The following is a 17,190-nucleotide window of genomic DNA, read 5'->3' on the forward strand; positions in this document are numbered from 1 at the left end:
GCGCTTAACACAACAAATTTCAGGGTTTACGGCGCCAGTCGGTCTATTTTCCAGCCGCCGTTGTCGCGCTGGTATAAAAAGCGGTCATGAAGACGGTGTTCACCACCCTGCCAGAACTCCATTTGCTCAATGGGAATGCGGAACCCGCCCCAGAAGCTCGGCAGCGGCACTTCACCCTGCTGAAACTTCTGTTTGAGTTCGAGGAATTTACTCTCCAGTACGCCGCGGGCCGAGATTCGGCTGGACTGTTTCGAGACCCAGGCGCCGATCTGACTGTCGCGCGGGCGGCTGTGGAAATATTTCACCACTTCGAGCGTAGAGAGGCGCTCCGCCTTGCCGGTGACCATCACCTGGCGCTCCAGCATATGCCACGGGAAGAGCAGGCTAATACGCGGATTATTTTCCAGATGGTGAGCTTTGCGGCTGCCAAGGTTGGTGTAGAACACCAGTCCTTTCTCATCATAATGCTTGAGCAGTACGATGCGTTGATACGGCTGACCATTTTCATCAACCGTCGCAACCACCATCGCCGTCGGGTCGGCCAGTTTCGCTTCACAGGCCTGCTTCAGCCAGCGTTCAAAAAGCACCAGCGGTTCGGCGGGAAGATCCTGGCGGCGCAGCCCGCCTTTGGTGTATTCACGGCGCAGATGCGCAATTTGCTGTAGTTCGTCGTTATCTGACATGGCGTTAGCTGAAAGTGAGATTAGGTGGCGCTATTGTGCGCGCCCCCTTTAAAAATCTCAACGCTTCGGATTTTCAAGCTGACAATTGTTCAGCACAATGCGGTCTCGCTTGTAGACGGTGGCGCTGTCACCTTTCGACCAGAAGACATAGATCCCGTCAGAGTAGCGCGCACCGGAGGCCGACATTCCCTGCTTCAGCGTCAACAGTTTATTGTCATAAATAAAGCTGGCTTCCTGACGCGTGTTATTGAGCTTCACCGTCAGCGGTTTTTCATCACAACGGTATTCCAGCGTATCGGTCTGCATACGCTCGACGAACTGGTTATAGACGCTGCATCCGGTCATAAGAAAAGGCACAGCAATGAGAAGAAGTTTTTTCATGAGCAAATTCCGAAGACTATCCTGGTCCTGGAGGGCGTAGCCGCCCTCCTGTTTTTCCCTATTTTACGGGTTACGTCTGGCGCTGAATTTCAGTTAACTCTGATTATGGCGCGGGTTTGCGGGGAAAATGGCCCCGAGGACGCTCGCCTCCCGCGCACCGGTGACGGACGGTAAATTCCCCGGCAGACCGGCAACCGTGCGCCAGGCAAGCCAGGCGAAGGCCAGGGCTTCCATATCGTCTCCGCTGATCCCGGCTTCATCAGTGGTGGTGACTTCGGTGCCCGGCAGCAGGGCGGCGAGACGCGCCATCAGGAGCGGGTTACGGCTTCCGCCCCCGCATACCAGCAGACGCTCGCACCCGCCGCTGAGCAACACCTGTTCAGAAATCGACACGGCGGTAAGCTCGGTCAGCGTGGCCTGCACATCCTGCGGTGCCAGGCCGGGGAAGTGCGCCAGCTGACGTTCAAGCCAGCCGTAGTTGAAATACTCTCGCCCCGTGCTTTTCGGCGCTGGCAGAGCAAAGTAAGGTTCGCTTAACAGGGTTTGCAGCAAGGGAAGGATCACTTTACCCTGGCTGGCCCACTGCGCGTCTTTGTCGTAGGGTTTACCGCTCTGACGCCAGATCCAGGCATCCATCAGCATATTGCCGGGTCCGGTATCGTATCCACGTACGGGCTGCCCGGGAATGAGCATCGACAGGTTGGCAATCCCGCCAATGTTCAGGACCATCCTGCGCTCCACCGGGTGCGCCAGCAGCGCCTGGTGAAAGGCCGGCACCAGCGGCGCGCCCTGCCCGCCGAGGGCCATATCCCGACGACGGAAATCGCCCACGACCGTCACGCCGGTTTTTGCCACAATCTGGTTGTTATCGCCAATTTGCATCGTGTGCGGCGCCTCGCCGACCGGTTCATGCCAGACGGTCTGCCCATGGCAGCCTATCGCCACGATATCCTGCGGGTGGAGTCTTTCTTGCTGCATCAGGGCCAGTACCGCATCAGCAAACAGCGCCCCCAGACGCACATCCAGCTGGCCCAGCTGGGAAAGCGTCAGCTGTTGCCCCTGGCAGATATTCAGAATCTCTTCTTTTAACGAGACCGGAATAGGCCAGCTCAGGCTTGCCTGCTGCGCCACCATGTTTTCATCGATGGCAGCCAGAACGACATCCACACCGTCGAGACTGGTACCAGACATCACACCGATATAGCGACCCGATTTCATGCGCTTTCCTTACGTTACGTGGGCTAAATGCAACCACTCCACCATAAATGACGCTGCTTTGCTATGCGGCGATAATAATTTTTAACAATCTCAGGCCTGTAACGCAGGCGGCTTTTGTTTATGTTCCGTTAAGCCACATTCCAGTAAAATTTATTTATTCGGCATGCAAAGATAGGAAGTATGGTCAGGAATGCCATATAATTTAGCCATAACGGATGCCCCGTCCGGGCGTTTTTTGGTGAACAGGAGAGTCAAATGATTTTACGTGTAATGGGCGTTTCGCTGATTGGTTTAACACTGGCGGGTTGTGTGAACGACAATTCACTCTCCGGCGACGTATATAGTGCTTCTGAAGCTAAACAGGTACAGAACGTGACATACGGTACTATCGTTAATGCCCGTCCTGTTCAGATTCAGGGTGGCGATGACACGAACGTCGTGGGCGCTATTGGTGGTGCTGTACTGGGTGGTTTCCTGGGCAACACCATTGGCGGCGGCACCGGTCGTTCTCTGGCTACCGCGGCGGGCGCAGTGGCCGGCGGCGTAGCGGGTCAGGGCGTTCAGGGTGCGATGAATAAAACCCAGGGCGTTGAGCTGGAAATCCGTAAAGACGATGGCAGCACCATTATGGTTGTGCAGAAACAGGGGAATACCCGCTTCTCTGCTGGCCAGCGCGTGGTTCTGGCAAGCAACGGCAGTCAGGTCACCGTCTCCCCGCGTTAATCTTCCGCTGGATGCGGTCTCTTCGGGCCGCATCCCTTTACAAAAAATATCATTTTAAAAAATATATTTATAAAAAACACATTCACACGGTGAATAGTTCATTTCATCTGAAATTGTTCCTGCGCAAAGTATCTTTTATTTCTTTCCTTTAGACTCCTCTGATTCTCTTTTTTCCTCTTTTTACTTTTTTTAAATTCTATGCTTGCGATTTGTCGATTTGTAAAGAACCGCTTTGTGGCCTTCGCACTTGGGTGCATTGTTATCATTGCCGTATTACAAGGTTTTTTTATAAAGCTTGTTGAGTGGGTTCCATCATTCTCTCCGCTTTTTTTCCCTACGCTCACAATTTTTCTCCTGGTATTCCATCTGTTTATCGCCTGTTTTATGGCAATGAAATACTGGTGCGATAAAAAACGGTTATATCTCGTTCCGATTGCGTTGGCCTTTGCCGGTTCTGCACTGCTGATGGTGGGTACGCTGTCCAGCTTTCCGGCCTGGCTGGATCTCTATCAGTTCAACGAGGCGAACTATAATGACGCGATGATCTTTTATATGTTCCGCCACCTCTTAATGGCGGTGCTGATGATGGCCTCAGTATTGCTCTATACATTTCGCGCTTCCCCCCTTGCACGAAGCGCCCACATCGGCATTGTTGCCGGGTCGACGCTCTTTACGGGCTGCATGCTTGGGCTGGCGTGGTTCTATTCCAGCCACTCCACGATGCTAACCCTGGATCTTGTGGATAATGAAACCCGGAAGTTTATGGTTCTCTGGAGCCAGACCATCAATATCATTTTGGTCATTCTTTGGGTTATCACCTTAATCACCCTGATGGCCGTAACCCGGATAAAAAATTTGTTCTGGATCGGCGGCAATTTTTTATGCGTCTGTTATGTCGTCACGCTGTTAATGCTGTTGTTAGGCGGACACGCGGAAGATGTTTCATGGTACCGCGCACGGTTATTTGAAACCGTCGCGACATTAATGATTATTTTCATTTTACTTTCCGACGTCTTTAATTTGTATCGTGACTCACACGTGAAATATCAGCAGTCTTATCAAAATTCAATCCGCGACCCGCTTACCCGTCTTTATAATCGCAGCTATTTTTATGATTCGTTAAATTACGCCCTCAGATCGGCAACCGAGGCACATCCGGTATCGGTGGTGGTAAGCGATCTCGACCGTTTCAAGCGCATCAACGACTGTTACGGGCACTTGCAGGGGGATAAGGTTTTACAGTTTGTCTCTAATCTGCTGACAGATTCCGTGCGTCCCCAGGATATCGCGGCCCGAATCGGCGGTGAAGAGTTTGTGCTGATGCTGACCAATACCCCTTCAGACGCCGCGCTGCTGGTGGCCGAACGCATTCGCCTTAAGCTGAGCGGGTTTGATAAAGCCAGCAGCGGCGGTCATCTGCCGGAGCCCATTACCATCAGCATGGGCGTATTCACCGCAACTTCGCCAGAAACCAGTGCGGAAACCTGCGTGGAGAGCGCGGATAAAGCCATGTACGAGGCAAAAGAGACGGGGCGCAACCGGGTGGTGGTATTCAAATAATAAGAAAGGCCCAGGATTCACAAGGCCTTTTCTTTCGGTCAGTCGCGGGATTGCAGATCGTGGATATTCTGCTCAAGACGGGCAATGAGTCCGATCAGCATCTCCAGCTCTGCGGGGGAAATACCGGACAAGATCTCCCCTCGCGTCTTACTGATGACAGTTTCCATCTCAGTAATAATCGGGGCCGCTTTTTCCGTCAATTTGATCCGCTTGGCGCGACGGTCGCTGGCGCAGGTTTGTCGGGAGATGAGTCCCTTCTCTTCCAGTTGGTCAAGGGTACGCACCAGTGACGGCTGCTCAATGCCAATCGCTTTTGCCAGTTGGATCTGTGACTGGTCGGGTGGGAGCTGATGAATATTATGCAGCGTAACCCAGTGCGTCTGCGTGAGTTCCAGAGGTTTCAGGCGATGGTCAATCAGAGCACGCCAGATGCGTACCAACCTTGCCAGATCAGAACCTAATGGCGATTCCAATTTCATCTCCTTATAATTAGCTTGCTAAGTGATTATAGTGATTTTAGAATAGTTTGCAGTATTTGTATTGCCAAAACAAATGCAATCACGGTATTCATCATTCCTGAAACGATGATTTACACTGAACTGTAATGCGCCATCGCATTGAAACATGCCCTTGTGGCCCGTACCCTACTGCAAAGGATCGCTGCTTGTGACGTTCTTTTCCCCCTCCGCAGGGTTGCCCCTCCAGGATCTGATTGTTGGCGCATCGGTCTACTTTCCGCCACTGTTTAAAGCCGTGTTAGTTGGTTTTGTGATCTGGCTCATTGCGCATCGCCTGCTGCGCGACTGGATGTATTCTGGTGAAATCTGGCACCCGATGTTGATGGATCTCTCCCTGTTTACCCTCTCCGTCTGTCTTGGCCTTGCCGTGTTAACCGTGTGGTGAGAATGTCATTGAAAACGTTAAAATACTTTTCCACTCTTTTCGTTTTAGCCCTGGCGCTGCTGGCCGGCTGGTGGCTCTGGAATTATTACATGCAGTCGCCCTGGACGCGCGATGGTAAGGTTCGTGCAGAACAGGTCAGCATCACGCCCCAGGTATCCGGCAGTATCAGCGCGCTACTGGTGAAGGATAATCAGTTCGTTCATGCGGGCGATGTGTTATTCCGCATCGATGAGACCCCTTTCCACATTGCGGTTCTTAATGCCCAGGCGCAGCTCGCTAAGGCTCAGTCAGATCTGGCAAAAGCCAATAATGAAGCCGACCGCCGCCGACATCTGTCGAGAAATTACATTTCTGCGGAAGATCTCGATACCGCCAATATCAATGTTAAAACCATGCAGGCCAGCCTGAAGGTTGCAGAGGCAACGCTGAAACAGGCCGAGTGGCAGCTGACCCAGACGGTGGTTAAAGCCCCGGTAGATGGATGGGTAACGAGCCTGTCTACCCGCGTAGGTGATTATGCCACCACAGGACAGCCGGTCTTTGCCCTCGTCGATAGCCACTCTTTCTATGTTGTGGGTTATTTTGAAGAGACCAAGCTGCGTCATATCCGCGAGGGCGCACCTGCCCGGATCACGCTCTACAGCGGCGCAGAAACGTTACAGGGTCACGTTGGAAGTATAGGCCGGGCGATTTACGATCAGAGCGTCGAAACCGACTCGGGTCTGGTGCCCGATATCAAACCCAACGTGCCGTGGGTGCGTCTGGCTCAGCGCGTCCCTGTTCGCGTCGAGTTTGATCAACTGCCGAAAGACATTACCCTGGTCTCAGGCACAACCTGCACCGTCTCCATCGGGTCACGGTGATGAACCTGGGGGCTTTCTCCTGGCGCAATACGCCCTGGATTAAAGCGACGCGCCCGCAGTGGCGCTACGCGCTGCGCAACGGCATCGCCATGTGCCTTGCGCTTACGGTTGCCTATTATCTGAATCTGGATGAGCCCTACTGGGCGATGACCTCTGCGGCGGTCGTCAGCTTCCCGACCGTCGGTGGCGTTATCAGTAAAAGTCTCGGGCGTGTGGCGGGTAGCCTGCTGGGAGCGACCGCCGCGTTGCTCCTTGCCGGCCATACCCTGAACGATCCCTGGCTGTTTCTGTTAAGCATGTCGGCATGGCTGGGGCTGTGCACTTGGGCCTGCGCCCATTTTACCAATAACGTTGCGTACGCCTTTCAGCTGGCAGGTTACACTGCGGCCATTATCGCCTTTCCCGTCGTTAACGTGCTGGATACCACCGAGCTGTGGGATATCGCCCAGGCACGCGTGTGTGAAGTGATGGTCGGCATTCTGTGCGGGGGCGTCATGATGATGATCCTGCCCAGCACCTCAGATGGCACCGCGCTCATCACCGCCCTTAAAACGATGCACGCGCGTTTGCTGGAACATGCCAGCCTGCTCTGGCAGCCCGATACTAACGATGATATCCGTATCGCGCATGAAAAAGTCATCGGCCAAATCCTGACCATGAACCTGCTGCGCATCCAGGCTTTCTGGAGCCACTACCGTTTTCGCCGTCAGAACACGCTGCTTAATTATTTGCTGCATCAGCAATTGCGGATGACGAGTGCGATCTCAAGCCTGCGCCGGATGTTGCTGAACTGGCCTGCGCCGCCCGCGCATACCCGGGAGGTTATCGAGGCGCTGCTGGCCACCCTTGCGCGTCCGGATGCCGATATCTATACCGTGGCCCGCATTATCGCCCCGCTCGCCCCAACGGATGAATATGACTACCGGCACCGCGCCTTCTGGCAGCGTCTGAACTATTTTTGCCGCCTGTATCTGCGCAGCAGCCGCTGGTTAAAAGCCGTCGAAAATGCTACGCCCGTTACCGAATTTTCCGTTCCCGGTAGCCCTGCTCTGGCACGCCATACTGACGCGATGGAAGCGCTGTGGAGCGGGTTTCGCACCTTTTGCGCGCTGATGCTGGTTGGCGCATGGGCCATTACTACCCAGTGGGAAGCGGGCAGTGCGGCGCTCACCCTTGCGGCCATCAGCTGCGTGCTCTATTCCGTGGCGGCCTCCCCGTTCAACTCCCTGACGCTCCTGATGCGCACCCTGGTGCTGCTCTCGCTGTTCAGCTTTGTAGTTAAGTTTGGTTTGATGGTACAGATAAGCGACCTGTGGCAGTTCCTGCTGTTCCTGTTTCCGCTGTTAACCACCATGCAGCTGCTTAAGCTGCAAATGCCTAAACTGGCCGGCCTGTGGGGACAGCTGATTGTCTTTATGGGCTCCTTTATTTCGGTGACAAATCCGCCGGTGTACGATTACGCCGAGTTCCTCAATGACAACCTGGCGAAGATCCTCGGCGTGGGGCTGGCGTGGCTGGCCTTCGCCGTGTTGCGCCCGGGCTCAGACGCGCGTAAAAGCCGCAGGCATATCCGGGAGTTACGCAGAGGTTTCGTGGATCAGCTGAGCCGCAGGCCGCACCTGCGCGAAAGCGAGTATGAATCGCTGGTTTACCATCACGTCAGCCAGCTGAACAACAGCAAGGATTCCCTCTCCCGACGCTGGCTACTGCGCTGGGGCGTGGTGCTGTTAAATTGTTCGCACGTGGTATGGCAGTTACGCGCTTGGGAGACGCGTTCCGACCCGCTGGCGCAGGTTCGTGATAATTGTATTTCCATGCTCCGCGATGTGATGAGCGAGCGCGGGGTTCAGCAACGCCCCCTTAGCGTCACGCTGGTCGAACTTCAGCGTATTTGCGACGTGCTGGCGCGCCATCATCTGCCAGCGGCCCGCGACCTGGCGTCCATTATCTGGCGGCTGCACTGCTCCCTGTCACAGCTTGAACAGGCGCCGCCACCCGGAACGATTGGCGATCAGATCACGCCGCAGGCATAGCGCGCCCCGCCGCCGCCCAGCGGCTTAGGCTGATCGGACATGTTATCGCCGCCCACGTGGATCATCAACGCTTTGCCTTTGACCTCGTCAATCTTTTTCAGCCGTGGCGCAACGACGGGATCGGTAGCTTTACCGTCGTTATTCACCACCAGCACCGGCAGATCGCCGAGGTGCCCCATGCCTTCAGGACCTTCATGCTTGCCGGAGTTGTGCGGATCCAGATGTCCCCCTGCGGCTTCCGCCGCTGATGGTTTGCCCTCTTTCATTGCGGGTTGACAGCTGCCTTTGGCATGTACGTGATAACCGTGCTCGCCGGGCGGAAGAGCCTTGAGATCGGGTGCAAATTCCAGCCCTTTATCGGTTTCGGTGATTTTCACTGTCCCGATGGACTGGCCTACTCCCTGAGAAGTGACGAGATTCATTTCAACTTCTTCGCTGGCTGCCTGCGCTCCCGCGCAAACAACCAGCGTGACCATTGCCAGAGCAAAACGCTTCATATGACCTCCACGGGTTATTTTTTACACCTTAAGTCTATACCAGAGGCGCAGATTTCACCGGAAAGTCAGACACCGCGCACTCAGGGTACATCGTAGCCCAGAGCCGCCTTGCGGATGCGGAACCACTGCTGACGCGACATATCCAGCTCTTCAGCCACCAGCGCAGCGCGTACGCGCTCAATTTTGCCGGAGCCGATAATTGGCAGCGGTTTAGACGGCAGGCGCAGGATCCAGGCGTAAACCACCTGCTCGATGCTTTCCGCATTCAGTTCGCGGGCCACGGTTTCAAGCTCGTTACGCAGCGGCTGGAAGGCCTCATCGTTAAACAGGCGACCGCCGCCGAGACAAGACCAGGCCATCGGACGAATGCGTAACTGTTGCAGCTGATCGAGCGTTCCGTCCAGCAGCAGCGGCTGGTGAACAGGCGAGATCTCCACCTGATTCGTCGCCAGCGTAAACGGCAGACGAGACTGCAACAGCGTAAACTGTGCCGGGGTGAAGTTAGACACCCCGAAATGACGCACTTTACCGCTCTGGTGCAGCGTCAGGAACGCTTCCGCAACCTCATCCGCATCCATCAACGGATCGGGACGGTGGATCAGAAGCAGGTCGATACGATCGGTGGCAAGGTTAACCAGCGACTGCTCGGCGCTTTTAACGATATGCGCGCTGTCGGTGATGTAATGTCCGAGGGCATGCTCCGGTTTTGCCGTGGTGGCAATACCGCATTTGGTCACAATCTCCATACGTTCACGCAGCGCCGGCACCCGCTTCAGCGCTTCACCAAAGGCAGCCTCGCACTGATAGCCGCCATAAATATCAGCGTGATCGACGGTGGTGATCCCAAGATCGAGATGCTCTTCAATAAAGTTCGCCAGCTGGACGGGAGTCATATTCCAGTCCATCAGGCGCCAGTAGCCCATTACAAATCGGGAGAATTCCGGGCCCTGTGGGGCTAGGGTAATACGCTGAACCATAACATTTTCCTCAAGAAAGTCATGTCACCAGTATACGCAATTACCCTGCTAAAACAGTGAAGGTTGCTGAGGTTCTTCGGTTTCAACCGCTTTGTTTGCGCGAATTTTACGCAGCAGACGCTGTCGACAGAGCCGTAAGACCTCCTGCTTTTGCGCGTCGCTGAAGTTTTGCCAGTTAAAACGTTCATCGCGCGTGCGCATGCACCCGCGGCAGTACCCTCTTTCATCAACCTGACAAATACCCCGGCACGGGCTCTGGACAGGGAAAAATTCCAGTTGCTCTGCCACACCCACCTCCACAACGCCATTATTCCCTACAGTGAAGACCCTAATTGGCCTGCATGCAAGGGTGTTCTCCACAACCGGGGCATTAAGGTTTCGCTAATCTTCGCTTCTTATACTCGTCGCATTGATATAACGAATGGTTGGTTCATCATGTGGCTTGCTAAAAAGTTACGCTGTAACGATATAAAATTTACCCTGGCCTGTGCGCTTTTTTTCACCGTGTTAAATGCGCTGTTTATTCAGCGTAGCTGGTCGATTATCGCACCTGCCCGTCTGCACGACGTGCTTTTTGCCGCCAGCGTGCCGCTGGTGCTGTTTTGCGGCTGGGTCATTGTTTTTAGCCTGCTGAATATTCCCTACATTCGCAAGCCGCTCATGATTGTCCTGACCATAGGATGCGCCGCCGCGACGTATTTTATGTATACCTATGGCGCAGTTATCGATCAGAACATGATGGTGAACGTATTCGAGACTAACTCTCAGGAAGCGACAGCCCTGGTGACGCCGCAGATGCTCCTGTGGCTGGTCGTGGCGGGTCTGGTTCCTTCCATCGTGTTAGCCCTGACGCGTATTCGAAGCGGAAAATGGTGGTATGCCCTGCTGACGCGTTTCGCCGCCATGCTCGGTGCGCTGCTGGTGATCATCCTGGTCGCGGCGGTATTCTATAAAGACTACGCTTCGCTGTTCCGCAATAACAAAAGCATCGTGAAAATGGTCACGCCGGCGAATTACGTCAGCGCCATCGTGAAGTACAGCGAAATGCGCTGGTTTGCCGGCGACCAGACGCTGGTCCGCATCGGCGAGGATGCCCATAAAGGCGCGCTGATTTCCGGCCAGCACAAGAAAACCGTGCTGGTTCTGGTGGTAGGCGAGGCCTCCCGCGCCGCAAACTACTCGTTAAATGGTTACCCGCGTGAAACCAACCCCGAGCTGAAAAAGCAGGATGTCATCAACTTCCCACAGGCAACCTCCTGCGGCACGGAAACCGCCGTTTCTGTCCCCTGCATGTTCTCCGGCATGACGCGGAAAAAATATGACGCTGACCTCGCCCACCATCAGGAAGGTCTGCTTGATGTGCTTAACCACGCCGGATTCAACCTGCTGTGGCGCGACAATGACGGCGGGTGCAAAGGCGCCTGTAACCGCGTGCCGCATACGGACATGACGCAGTGGAAACTGGATCGGTTCTGTAAGGACAAATCCTGTCTGGACGATGTCAACCTGTACCGTCTGGATAACGTGCTGGATGGTCTGAAGCAGGACACGGTTCTTGTTATTCACCTGATGGGGAGCCACGGCCCGGCCTATTACAACCGCTACCCGGACAGCTTCCGGAGATTCACGCCGACGTGTGATACCAATGAAATTCAGGATTGCGATCATCACTCGCTGGTCAATACCTATGACAACTCGATTCTGTATACCGACAGCGTCCTCAGCCGAACCATCGACGCGCTGAAAGCCCGGCAGGCCAGTATGAATACGGCGCTGATTTACCTCTCCGATCACGGTGAGTCCCTCGGCGAAAGCGGTATTTACCTGCACGGCACGCCGTATATGCTGGCCCCGGAGCAGCAAACGCATATTCCGTTCATGTTCTGGCTCTCCCCGGATTACGTTAAAAACTTTGGCGTAAGCCCGGACTGCCTGCGCGCCCATGCTGCAAAAGATGCGGTTTCACAGGATAATTTGTTCGCCACCGTGCTGGGCATGATGGACGTGAAATCAACGGCTTACCAACCACAGCTAGATATTTTGTCGCAATGTCGACGCTAGGCTGGCTTGCATTAGACCGAACGGTCTATTAGAGTGAAGGCATGAGCAGACACACAGAACACGATACGCGCGAACATTTACTGGCTACCGGCGAGCGCCTTTGCATGCATCGCGGGTTTACCGGTATGGGGCTGAGCGAGTTGTTAAAAACCGCTGAAGTGCCTAAGGGATCGTTTTATCACTATTTTCGATCCAAAGAGGCGTTTGGCGTGGCCATGCTGGAGCGGCACTACGCCAGCTATCATCAGCGCCTGGCAACCCACTTCGCCTGCGGGGAAGGTAATTACCGGGATCGTATTCTGAACTACTATCAGGAAACGCTGACGCAGTTCTGTCAGCAGGGCATCATCAGCGGTTGCCTGACGGTAAAACTGTCTGCCGAAGTGTGCGATCTTTCCGAAGACATGCGCACCGCCATGGATAAAGGGGCCAGCGGCGTTATCGCCCTGCTGGCTCAGGCGCTGGATAAAGGCCGCGATGAACAAACGCTCGCCTTCTCCGGCGACCCGCTCACGCAGGCACAGGTGCTCTATTCCCTCTGGCTAGGCGCCAACCTGCAAGCAAAAATTTCTCGCAGTGCCGTGCCGCTCGAAAGCGCGCTGGCGCATGTGAAACGTTGTATTACGGCGCCCGGCGCGTAGCCGGCGTTTTTATTTACCCTTTTACTAGTCGACTGGTCTACTCAGGAGCCGTTATGTCCGCTGAAAAGCTATTTACCCCACTGAAAGTCGGTGCCGTTACCGCCCCAAACCGCGTGTTTATGGCCCCACTCACCCGTCTGCGCAGCATCGAGCCGGGCGACATCCCTACGCCATTGATGGGTGAATATTACCGTCAGCGCGCCAGCTCTGGCCTGATCATCTCCGAAGCCACGCAGATTTCTGCCCAGGCCAAAGGCTACGCCGGTGCTCCGGGTCTGCACAGCCCGGAACAGATCGCCGCGTGGAAAAAAATCACCGCAGGCGTGCACGCTGAAGATGGCCGTATCGCGGTTCAGCTGTGGCACACCGGTCGTATCTCGCACAGCAGCATTCAGCCTGGCGGTCAGGCACCGGTTTCTGCCTCTGCCCTGAACGCGAATACCCGTACTTCCCTGCGCGATGAAAACGGTAACGCGATCCGCGTCGACACTACCACGCCGCGCGCGCTGGAGCTGAACGAGATCCCGGGTATCGTGAACGATTTCCGCCAGGCCGTTGCCAACGCCCGTGAAGCAGGCTTTGACCTGGTCGAGCTGCACTCTGCGCACGGTTACCTGCTGCACCAGTTCCTGTCACCATCCTCCAACCAGCGTACCGACCAGTACGGCGGCAGCGTCGAAAACCGTGCGCGTCTGGTACTTGAAGTGGTAGACGCCGTTTGTAACGAGTGGAGCGCTGACCGTATTGGTATTCGTGTCTCCCCGATCGGTACCTTCCAGAACGTCGACAACGGTCCGAACGAAGAAGCGGACGCGCTGTATCTGATTGAAGAGCTGGCGAAACGCGGTATCGCGTATCTGCACATGTCCGAGCCGGACTGGGCTGGCGGCAAGCCTTACACCGAAGCCTTCCGCCAGAAAGTGCGCGAGCGCTTCCACGGCGTGATTATCGGGGCGGGTGCCTATACGGCAGAAAAAGCCGAAGACCTGATCGGGAAAGGCCTGATCGACGCCGTGGCCTTTGGCCGCGATTACATTGCAAACCCGGATCTGGTGACCCGTTTGCAGAAGAAAGCCGAACTGAACCCGCAGCGCCCTGAAAGTTTCTACGGTGGCGGCGCGGAAGGTTATACCGACTACCCTTCACTCTAATCCCGCTTTGTACGTTGATAGCGGCGACATTTCGCCGCTATACTAAAACATCGTTTCTGTTCAAAAAGATAATCCATTTCATTGGTTAATGAGGAAATTATGCGCCTACTTCACACCATGCTGCGCGTTGGCGACCTGCAACGTTCTGTCGATTTCTACACTAACGTTCTGGGCATGAAGCTGCTGCGCACCAGCGAAAACCCGGAATATAAATACTCTCTGGCTTTTGTTGGTTACGGCCCGGAGTCAGATGAAGCGGTCATCGAGCTGACCTATAACTGGGGCGTGGACAGCTACGAGCTGGGCACGGCTTACGGCCACATCGCGCTGGAAGTGGATAACGCGGCGGAAGCCTGCGAACGTATCCGCAGCAACGGCGGTAACGTCACCCGTGAAGCCGGTCCGGTTAAAGGCGGCACCACCGTGATTGCGTTTGTTGAAGATCCGGACGGTTATAAAATCGAGCTGATCGAAGCCAAAGACGCTGGTCGCGGTCTGGGCAACTGATCCCACAGGGCGCACTATGCGCCCGTTGTTTTGCTGCATCCCCTCTCAAAATTTGCCATAATGCGCACTGCTTTTTCCCCCTTGTAAGAGACCCTGATGTCCGATAACGCTCAATTTACCGGTCTGTGCGACCGTTTTCGTGGTTTTTATCCCGTTGTCATTGATGTAGAAACAGCCGGATTTAACGCTAAAACCGATGCGCTGCTTGAGATTGCCGCCATCACGCTGAAGATGGATGAACAGGGCTGGCTTGTACCGGACACCACGCTGCATTTCCACGTTGAACCCTTTGAAGGGGCAAACTTACAGCCAGAGGCGCTGGCCTTTAACGGAATCGACCCGACAAACCCGCTGCGCGGGGCGGTAAGCGAATACGAGGCGCTGCACGCCATTTTCAAAATGGTGCGTAAAGGCATGAAAGAAAACGACTGTAGCCGCGCCATCATGGTGGCCCACAACGCGACGTTCGATCACAGCTTCACCATGGCTGCCGCCGAGCGCGCCTCATTGAAACGCAATCCATTCCATCCGTTTGTGACCTTCGACACCGCTGCGCTGAGCGGCCTGGCGCTGGGGCAAACCGTGCTGTCCAAAGCCTGCATCACAGCGGGTATCGCGTTTGACGGCACCCAGGCCCATTCCGCGCTGTACGATACAGAGCGCACGGCGGAGCTGTTCTGCGAGATCGTTAACCGCTGGAAACGACTGGGCGGCTGGCCCCTGCCTATGGGCGACGAGGCCGATATTCAGTCCTAGGCCGGTAAGCAACAGCGTCACGCGAAAAAAAAGCGACCAGCATAATGTGGTCGCTTTTTTATATCCGCAGAAAACTTACTCTGCGTCCGGCTCTTCGGTTTTATACTTCGCCGCAGTCTCTTTGATCAGCTGCTGCAATTCGCCACGCTGATACATTTCAATCAGGATGTCGCATCCGCCAACCAGTTCACCATCAACCCACAGCTGTGGGAAGGTCGGCCAGTTTGCGTATTTTGGCAGCTCGGCGCGAATGTCCGGGTTTTGCAGGATATCAACGTAAGCAAAACGCTCACCACAGGCAGACAGCGCCTGAACAGCTTGCGCGGAGAAGCCGCAGCTTGGCAGCTTCGGGGAACCTTTCATGTACAGGAGAATCGGGTTTTCAGCGATCTGGCGCTGAATTTTTTCAATAGTGGTGCTCATGTCTTGCTTCCTTTAACTTCTGTTACGGCATCAGTCTGACATTGTAGCGGTTCAGGCCGACATCGGAAAATAACATTTTTGTCACGTCTCATTATTTTATCGCTTATCGCATAAAGTTGCATTGCAAATGACGCTTAACGCCACGCACCGTGCGGTTTTGCTTAAGAAGCGAACACGCGTGCAACAGAATGGTGAATTTTTTTGCACTTGCTAACGAAACACAATTTTTGAATGAAAAATGCTATTAACTTATTCTGATTTTATGGATTAGAATCGACAGGTTTTGTAAATCTCACGCGGGTATGCTTTATTGGCCTGCACTTATCAGGGGACTGCCCAGTGGCGCGGATAACTAAAATCTCGATGACGCTCTGTGCTTTACTGTTTACCACACTCTCATTGACGCCAGCGGCGAACGCCTCCGAACAGGCGCGGCATTCTGCTGTACAAAAAACGCATCTGGCAAAAGCCACAGAACGTAAGAAAAAAACCACCAGCAAAACCGTTAAAAAGAAAACCACCGCTCAGACCAAAAACACCGCCTCAAGCAAAACCAAAACCCTCCGTTCCGGCACGCACAAAACCACCCGTAAAACCGCCAGCCTTGTGAGTGAAAAATGCACCGTGCGCAAAGGGCATAAAACAAAATGCGCTAAAGTGACGAAGCTGGCTGACGTGCATAAAGCGCGTATGCAGAAAGCGCAAAAAACGGCGATGAATAAGCTGATGGGGCAAATTGGTAAACCGTATCGCTGGGGTGGCACTTCTCCCCGCACCGGTTTTGACTGTAGCGGGCTGGTCTATTATGCCTATAAAGATCTGGTGAAGTTCCGCATTCCTCGTACCGCCAATGAAATGTACCACCTGCGCGACGCCGCGCCTGTAAACCGGGGCGAACTGCAAAATGGCGACCTGGTGTTCTTCCGCACTCAGGGACGCGGCACGGCCGATCACGTTGGGGTGTACGTGGGTAACGGTAAGTTTATCCAGTCACCGCGCAGCGGACGGGACATTCAGATCACCTCCCTCAGCGAAGATTACTGGGTGCGCCACTATGTGGGTGCGCGCCGCGTGATGACGCCAAAAACCGTCCGCTAAACTCTGCCCTGTCGCCCGTGCGGCAGGGTAAGTTCCTCTTTTGCATACCCTTTCAATTTGCTATTCTGTCCTTGTTGTCTGTAGGGTTATTGGCAACGTATAAAACAATAAGGAGAGAAGCAATGTCGTTCGAATTACCTGCACTACCGTATGCAAAAGACGCCCTGGCCCCGCACATTTCCGCGGAAACCCTGGAGTACCATTACGGCAAACATCACCAGACCTATGTCACCAACCTGAACAACCTGATTAAAGGCACCGATTTTGAAGGCAAAACGCTGGAAGAGATCGTGCGCAATTCAGACGGTGGCGTATTCAACAATGCTGCTCAGGTGTGGAACCACACCTTCTACTGGCATTGCCTGGCACCGAATGCAGGCGGGGAACCTACCGGTGATCTGGCCGCAGCGATTAACGCCGCGTTTGGCAGCTTCGCGGATTTCAAAGCGAAGTTTACCGACGCCGCCGTTAAAAACTTTGGCTCCGGCTGGACCTGGCTGGTGAAAGAGGCCGATGGCACACTGGCTATCGTTTCCACCTCTAATGCGGGTACCCCGCTGACCACCAGCGCAACGCCGCTGATGACCGTGGACGTATGGGAACACGCCTATTACATTGATTATCGTAATGCGCGCCCGAACTACCTGGAGCACTTCTGGGCACTGGTTAACTGGGAATTTGTTGCGAAGAACTTCGCGGCGTAAGGGAGACGCAG

The 17,190-nt window shown here is 54.7% G+C and carries 21 protein-coding genes; 12 read left to right on the forward strand and 9 right to left on the reverse strand.

The genetic code is table 11. The features are described 5' to 3' along the window. Positions 1–26: 26 nt before the first annotated feature. The 3 genes from pdxH to anmK all read right to left on the reverse strand — a co-directional run bounded on the left by pdxH (position 27) and on the right by anmK (position 2,282). Positions 27–683: a pyridoxamine 5'-phosphate oxidase gene (pdxH, locus tag A3466_RS00260; RefSeq protein WP_003857601.1), complete on the reverse strand. Its 657-nt coding sequence runs from the start codon at positions 681–683 to the stop codon at positions 27–29. Positions 684–740: 57 nt separating this feature from the next. After that, positions 741–1,064, reverse strand: a complete 324-nt coding sequence (gene mliC / locus A3466_RS00265) for a C-type lysozyme inhibitor (RefSeq protein ID WP_063448915.1) — start codon at positions 1,062–1,064, stop codon at positions 741–743. Positions 1,065–1,157: 93 nt separating this feature from the next. After that, positions 1,158–2,282, reverse strand: a complete 1,125-nt coding sequence (gene anmK / locus A3466_RS00270; RefSeq protein WP_063448916.1) for an anhydro-N-acetylmuramic acid kinase — start codon at positions 2,280–2,282, stop codon at positions 1,158–1,160. A 255-nt stretch (positions 2,283–2,537) separates the two neighbouring features. Here anmK and slyB point away from each other — a divergent pair, with 255 nt between their 5' ends. Then, positions 2,538–3,005, forward strand: a complete 468-nt coding sequence (slyB, locus tag A3466_RS00275) for an outer membrane lipoprotein SlyB (protein ID WP_063448917.1) — start codon at positions 2,538–2,540, stop codon at positions 3,003–3,005. A gap of 98 nt (positions 3,006–3,103) precedes the next feature. Here the strand turns inward: slyB and A3466_RS23575 are convergent, their stop codons facing one another. Then, the gene (locus A3466_RS23575) at positions 3,104–3,349 is read right to left on the reverse strand and encodes a hypothetical protein (protein WP_245167726.1); all 246 of its coding nucleotides are present in this window, start codon (positions 3,347–3,349) and stop codon (positions 3,104–3,106) included. Here A3466_RS23575 and A3466_RS00280 point away from each other — a divergent pair. After that, positions 3,240–4,565: a GGDEF domain-containing protein gene (locus A3466_RS00280; protein ID WP_245167723.1), complete on the forward strand. Its 1,326-nt coding sequence runs from the start codon at positions 3,240–3,242 to the stop codon at positions 4,563–4,565. The two genes, A3466_RS23575 and A3466_RS00280, sit on opposite strands and share 110 nt — an antisense overlap. Before the next feature lie 38 nt (positions 4,566–4,603). Here A3466_RS00280 and slyA read toward each other — a convergent pair whose 3' ends face one another. After that, complete coding sequence (slyA, locus tag A3466_RS00285) at positions 4,604–5,044, reverse strand: transcriptional regulator SlyA (RefSeq protein ID WP_063448919.1); 441 nt, start codon at positions 5,042–5,044, stop codon at positions 4,604–4,606. A 187-nt stretch (positions 5,045–5,231) separates the two neighbouring features. Here slyA and A3466_RS00290 point away from each other — a divergent pair, with 187 nt between their 5' ends. From A3466_RS00290 to A3466_RS00300, 3 genes are read left to right on the forward strand one after another with little or no spacing between them, the layout of a single operon-like run. Then, positions 5,232–5,468, forward strand: a complete 237-nt coding sequence (locus A3466_RS00290) for a DUF1656 domain-containing protein (protein ID WP_063448920.1) — start codon at positions 5,232–5,234, stop codon at positions 5,466–5,468. Positions 5,469–5,470: 2 nt separating this feature from the next. Continuing rightward, positions 5,471–6,331, forward strand: coding sequence for an efflux RND transporter periplasmic adaptor subunit (locus tag A3466_RS00295; RefSeq protein WP_063448921.1), 861 nt, complete (start codon positions 5,471–5,473; stop codon positions 6,329–6,331). Further along, positions 6,331–8,364, forward strand: a complete 2,034-nt coding sequence (locus A3466_RS00300) for an FUSC family protein (RefSeq protein WP_063448922.1) — start codon at positions 6,331–6,333, stop codon at positions 8,362–8,364. The genes A3466_RS00295 and A3466_RS00300 overlap by 1 nt, the downstream gene beginning before the upstream one ends. Here the strand turns inward: A3466_RS00300 and sodC are convergent. The 3 genes from sodC to A3466_RS00315 form a co-directional block, all read right to left on the reverse strand. Continuing rightward, a complete protein-coding gene (gene sodC, locus A3466_RS00305; RefSeq protein ID WP_063448923.1) occupies positions 8,343–8,861 on the reverse strand; it encodes a superoxide dismutase [Cu-Zn] SodC in 519 nt (172 codons plus the stop codon). The two genes, A3466_RS00300 and sodC, sit on opposite strands and share 22 nt — an antisense overlap. An 80-nt stretch (positions 8,862–8,941) precedes the next feature. Continuing rightward, the gene (locus A3466_RS00310) at positions 8,942–9,838 is read right to left on the reverse strand and encodes an aldo/keto reductase (RefSeq protein ID WP_063448924.1); all 897 of its coding nucleotides are present in this window, start codon (positions 9,836–9,838) and stop codon (positions 8,942–8,944) included. A gap of 48 nt (positions 9,839–9,886) precedes the next feature. Then, positions 9,887–10,126, reverse strand: coding sequence for a DUF1289 domain-containing protein (locus tag A3466_RS00315; protein ID WP_023299951.1), 240 nt, complete (start codon positions 10,124–10,126; stop codon positions 9,887–9,889). Positions 10,127–10,273: 147 nt separating this feature from the next. On the opposite strand from A3466_RS00315, the gene eptA reads away from it, so the two are divergent. The 5 genes from eptA (at position 10,274) to rnt (ending at position 14,954) form a co-directional block, all read left to right on the forward strand. Next, positions 10,274–11,899, forward strand: a complete 1,626-nt coding sequence (eptA, locus tag A3466_RS00320; protein WP_063448925.1) for a phosphoethanolamine transferase EptA — start codon at positions 10,274–10,276, stop codon at positions 11,897–11,899. Positions 11,900–11,940: 41 nt separating this feature from the next. Next, positions 11,941–12,540: a TetR/AcrR family transcriptional regulator gene (locus A3466_RS00325; protein ID WP_063448926.1), complete on the forward strand. Its 600-nt coding sequence runs from the start codon at positions 11,941–11,943 to the stop codon at positions 12,538–12,540. Between the two features lie 53 nt (positions 12,541–12,593). Then, complete coding sequence (locus A3466_RS00330) at positions 12,594–13,691, forward strand: alkene reductase (protein ID WP_063448927.1); 1,098 nt, start codon at positions 12,594–12,596, stop codon at positions 13,689–13,691. 99 nt (positions 13,692–13,790) lie between these two features. Beyond that, entirely contained in the window at positions 13,791–14,198 is a 408-nt protein-coding gene (gene gloA / locus A3466_RS00335; RefSeq protein ID WP_063448928.1) for a lactoylglutathione lyase, read from the forward strand. A gap of 96 nt (positions 14,199–14,294) precedes the next feature. Then, the gene (gene rnt, locus A3466_RS00340) at positions 14,295–14,954 is read left to right on the forward strand and encodes a ribonuclease T (protein ID WP_063448929.1); all 660 of its coding nucleotides are present in this window, start codon (positions 14,295–14,297) and stop codon (positions 14,952–14,954) included. 75 nt (positions 14,955–15,029) lie between these two features. Here rnt and grxD read toward each other — a convergent pair whose 3' ends face one another. Next, positions 15,030–15,377 carry a monothiol glutaredoxin 4 gene (gene grxD, locus A3466_RS00345; protein ID WP_003832760.1) on the reverse strand — a complete coding sequence of 116 codons (348 nt, stop codon included), beginning with the start codon at positions 15,375–15,377 and terminating at the stop codon, positions 15,030–15,032. A 339-nt stretch (positions 15,378–15,716) separates the two neighbouring features. Between grxD and A3466_RS00350 the strand changes: the two genes are divergently transcribed. Both A3466_RS00350 and sodB read left to right on the forward strand, forming a co-directional pair. Next, positions 15,717–16,475, forward strand: coding sequence for a C40 family peptidase (locus A3466_RS00350; protein ID WP_063448930.1), 759 nt, complete (start codon positions 15,717–15,719; stop codon positions 16,473–16,475). A gap of 122 nt (positions 16,476–16,597) precedes the next feature. Then, positions 16,598–17,179 carry a superoxide dismutase [Fe] gene (sodB, locus tag A3466_RS00355; protein WP_063448931.1) on the forward strand — a complete coding sequence of 194 codons (582 nt, stop codon included), beginning with the start codon at positions 16,598–16,600 and terminating at the stop codon, positions 17,177–17,179. The last annotated feature ends 11 nt before the right edge of the window (positions 17,180–17,190 follow it).

Origin of the sequence: Enterobacter genomosp. S (assembly GCF_001631805.1) — a bacterium.
Taxonomy (GTDB): domain Bacteria; phylum Pseudomonadota; class Gammaproteobacteria; order Enterobacterales; family Enterobacteriaceae; genus Enterobacter; species Enterobacter quasihormaechei.

Coding starts and splice junctions, on each gene's coding strand:
- rnt (WP_063448929.1), top strand. CDS start 14,295: ATGTCCGATAACGCTCAATTTACCGGTCTGTGCGACCGTTTTCGTGGT.
- sodC (WP_063448923.1), bottom strand. CDS start 8,861: ATGAAGCGTTTTGCTCTGGCAATGGTCACGCTGGTTGTTTGCGCGGGA.
- grxD (WP_003832760.1), bottom strand. CDS start 15,377: ATGAGCACCACTATTGAAAAAATTCAGCGCCAGATCGCTGAAAACCCG.
- A3466_RS00310 (WP_063448924.1), bottom strand. CDS start 9,838: ATGGTTCAGCGTATTACCCTAGCCCCACAGGGCCCGGAATTCTCCCGA.
- pdxH (WP_003857601.1), bottom strand. CDS start 683: ATGTCAGATAACGACGAACTACAGCAAATTGCGCATCTGCGCCGTGAA.
- slyA (WP_063448919.1), bottom strand. CDS start 5,044: ATGAAATTGGAATCGCCATTAGGTTCTGATCTGGCAAGGTTGGTACGC.
- A3466_RS00295 (WP_063448921.1), top strand. CDS start 5,471: ATGTCATTGAAAACGTTAAAATACTTTTCCACTCTTTTCGTTTTAGCC.
- A3466_RS00300 (WP_063448922.1), top strand. CDS start 6,331: ATGAACCTGGGGGCTTTCTCCTGGCGCAATACGCCCTGGATTAAAGCG.
- A3466_RS00325 (WP_063448926.1), top strand. CDS start 11,941: ATGAGCAGACACACAGAACACGATACGCGCGAACATTTACTGGCTACC.
- sodB (WP_063448931.1), top strand. CDS start 16,598: ATGTCGTTCGAATTACCTGCACTACCGTATGCAAAAGACGCCCTGGCC.
- A3466_RS00330 (WP_063448927.1), top strand. CDS start 12,594: ATGTCCGCTGAAAAGCTATTTACCCCACTGAAAGTCGGTGCCGTTACC.
- gloA (WP_063448928.1), top strand. CDS start 13,791: ATGCGCCTACTTCACACCATGCTGCGCGTTGGCGACCTGCAACGTTCT.
- mliC (WP_063448915.1), bottom strand. CDS start 1,064: ATGAAAAAACTTCTTCTCATTGCTGTGCCTTTTCTTATGACCGGATGC.
- eptA (WP_063448925.1), top strand. CDS start 10,274: ATGTGGCTTGCTAAAAAGTTACGCTGTAACGATATAAAATTTACCCTG.
- anmK (WP_063448916.1), bottom strand. CDS start 2,282: ATGAAATCGGGTCGCTATATCGGTGTGATGTCTGGTACCAGTCTCGAC.
- slyB (WP_063448917.1), top strand. CDS start 2,538: ATGATTTTACGTGTAATGGGCGTTTCGCTGATTGGTTTAACACTGGCG.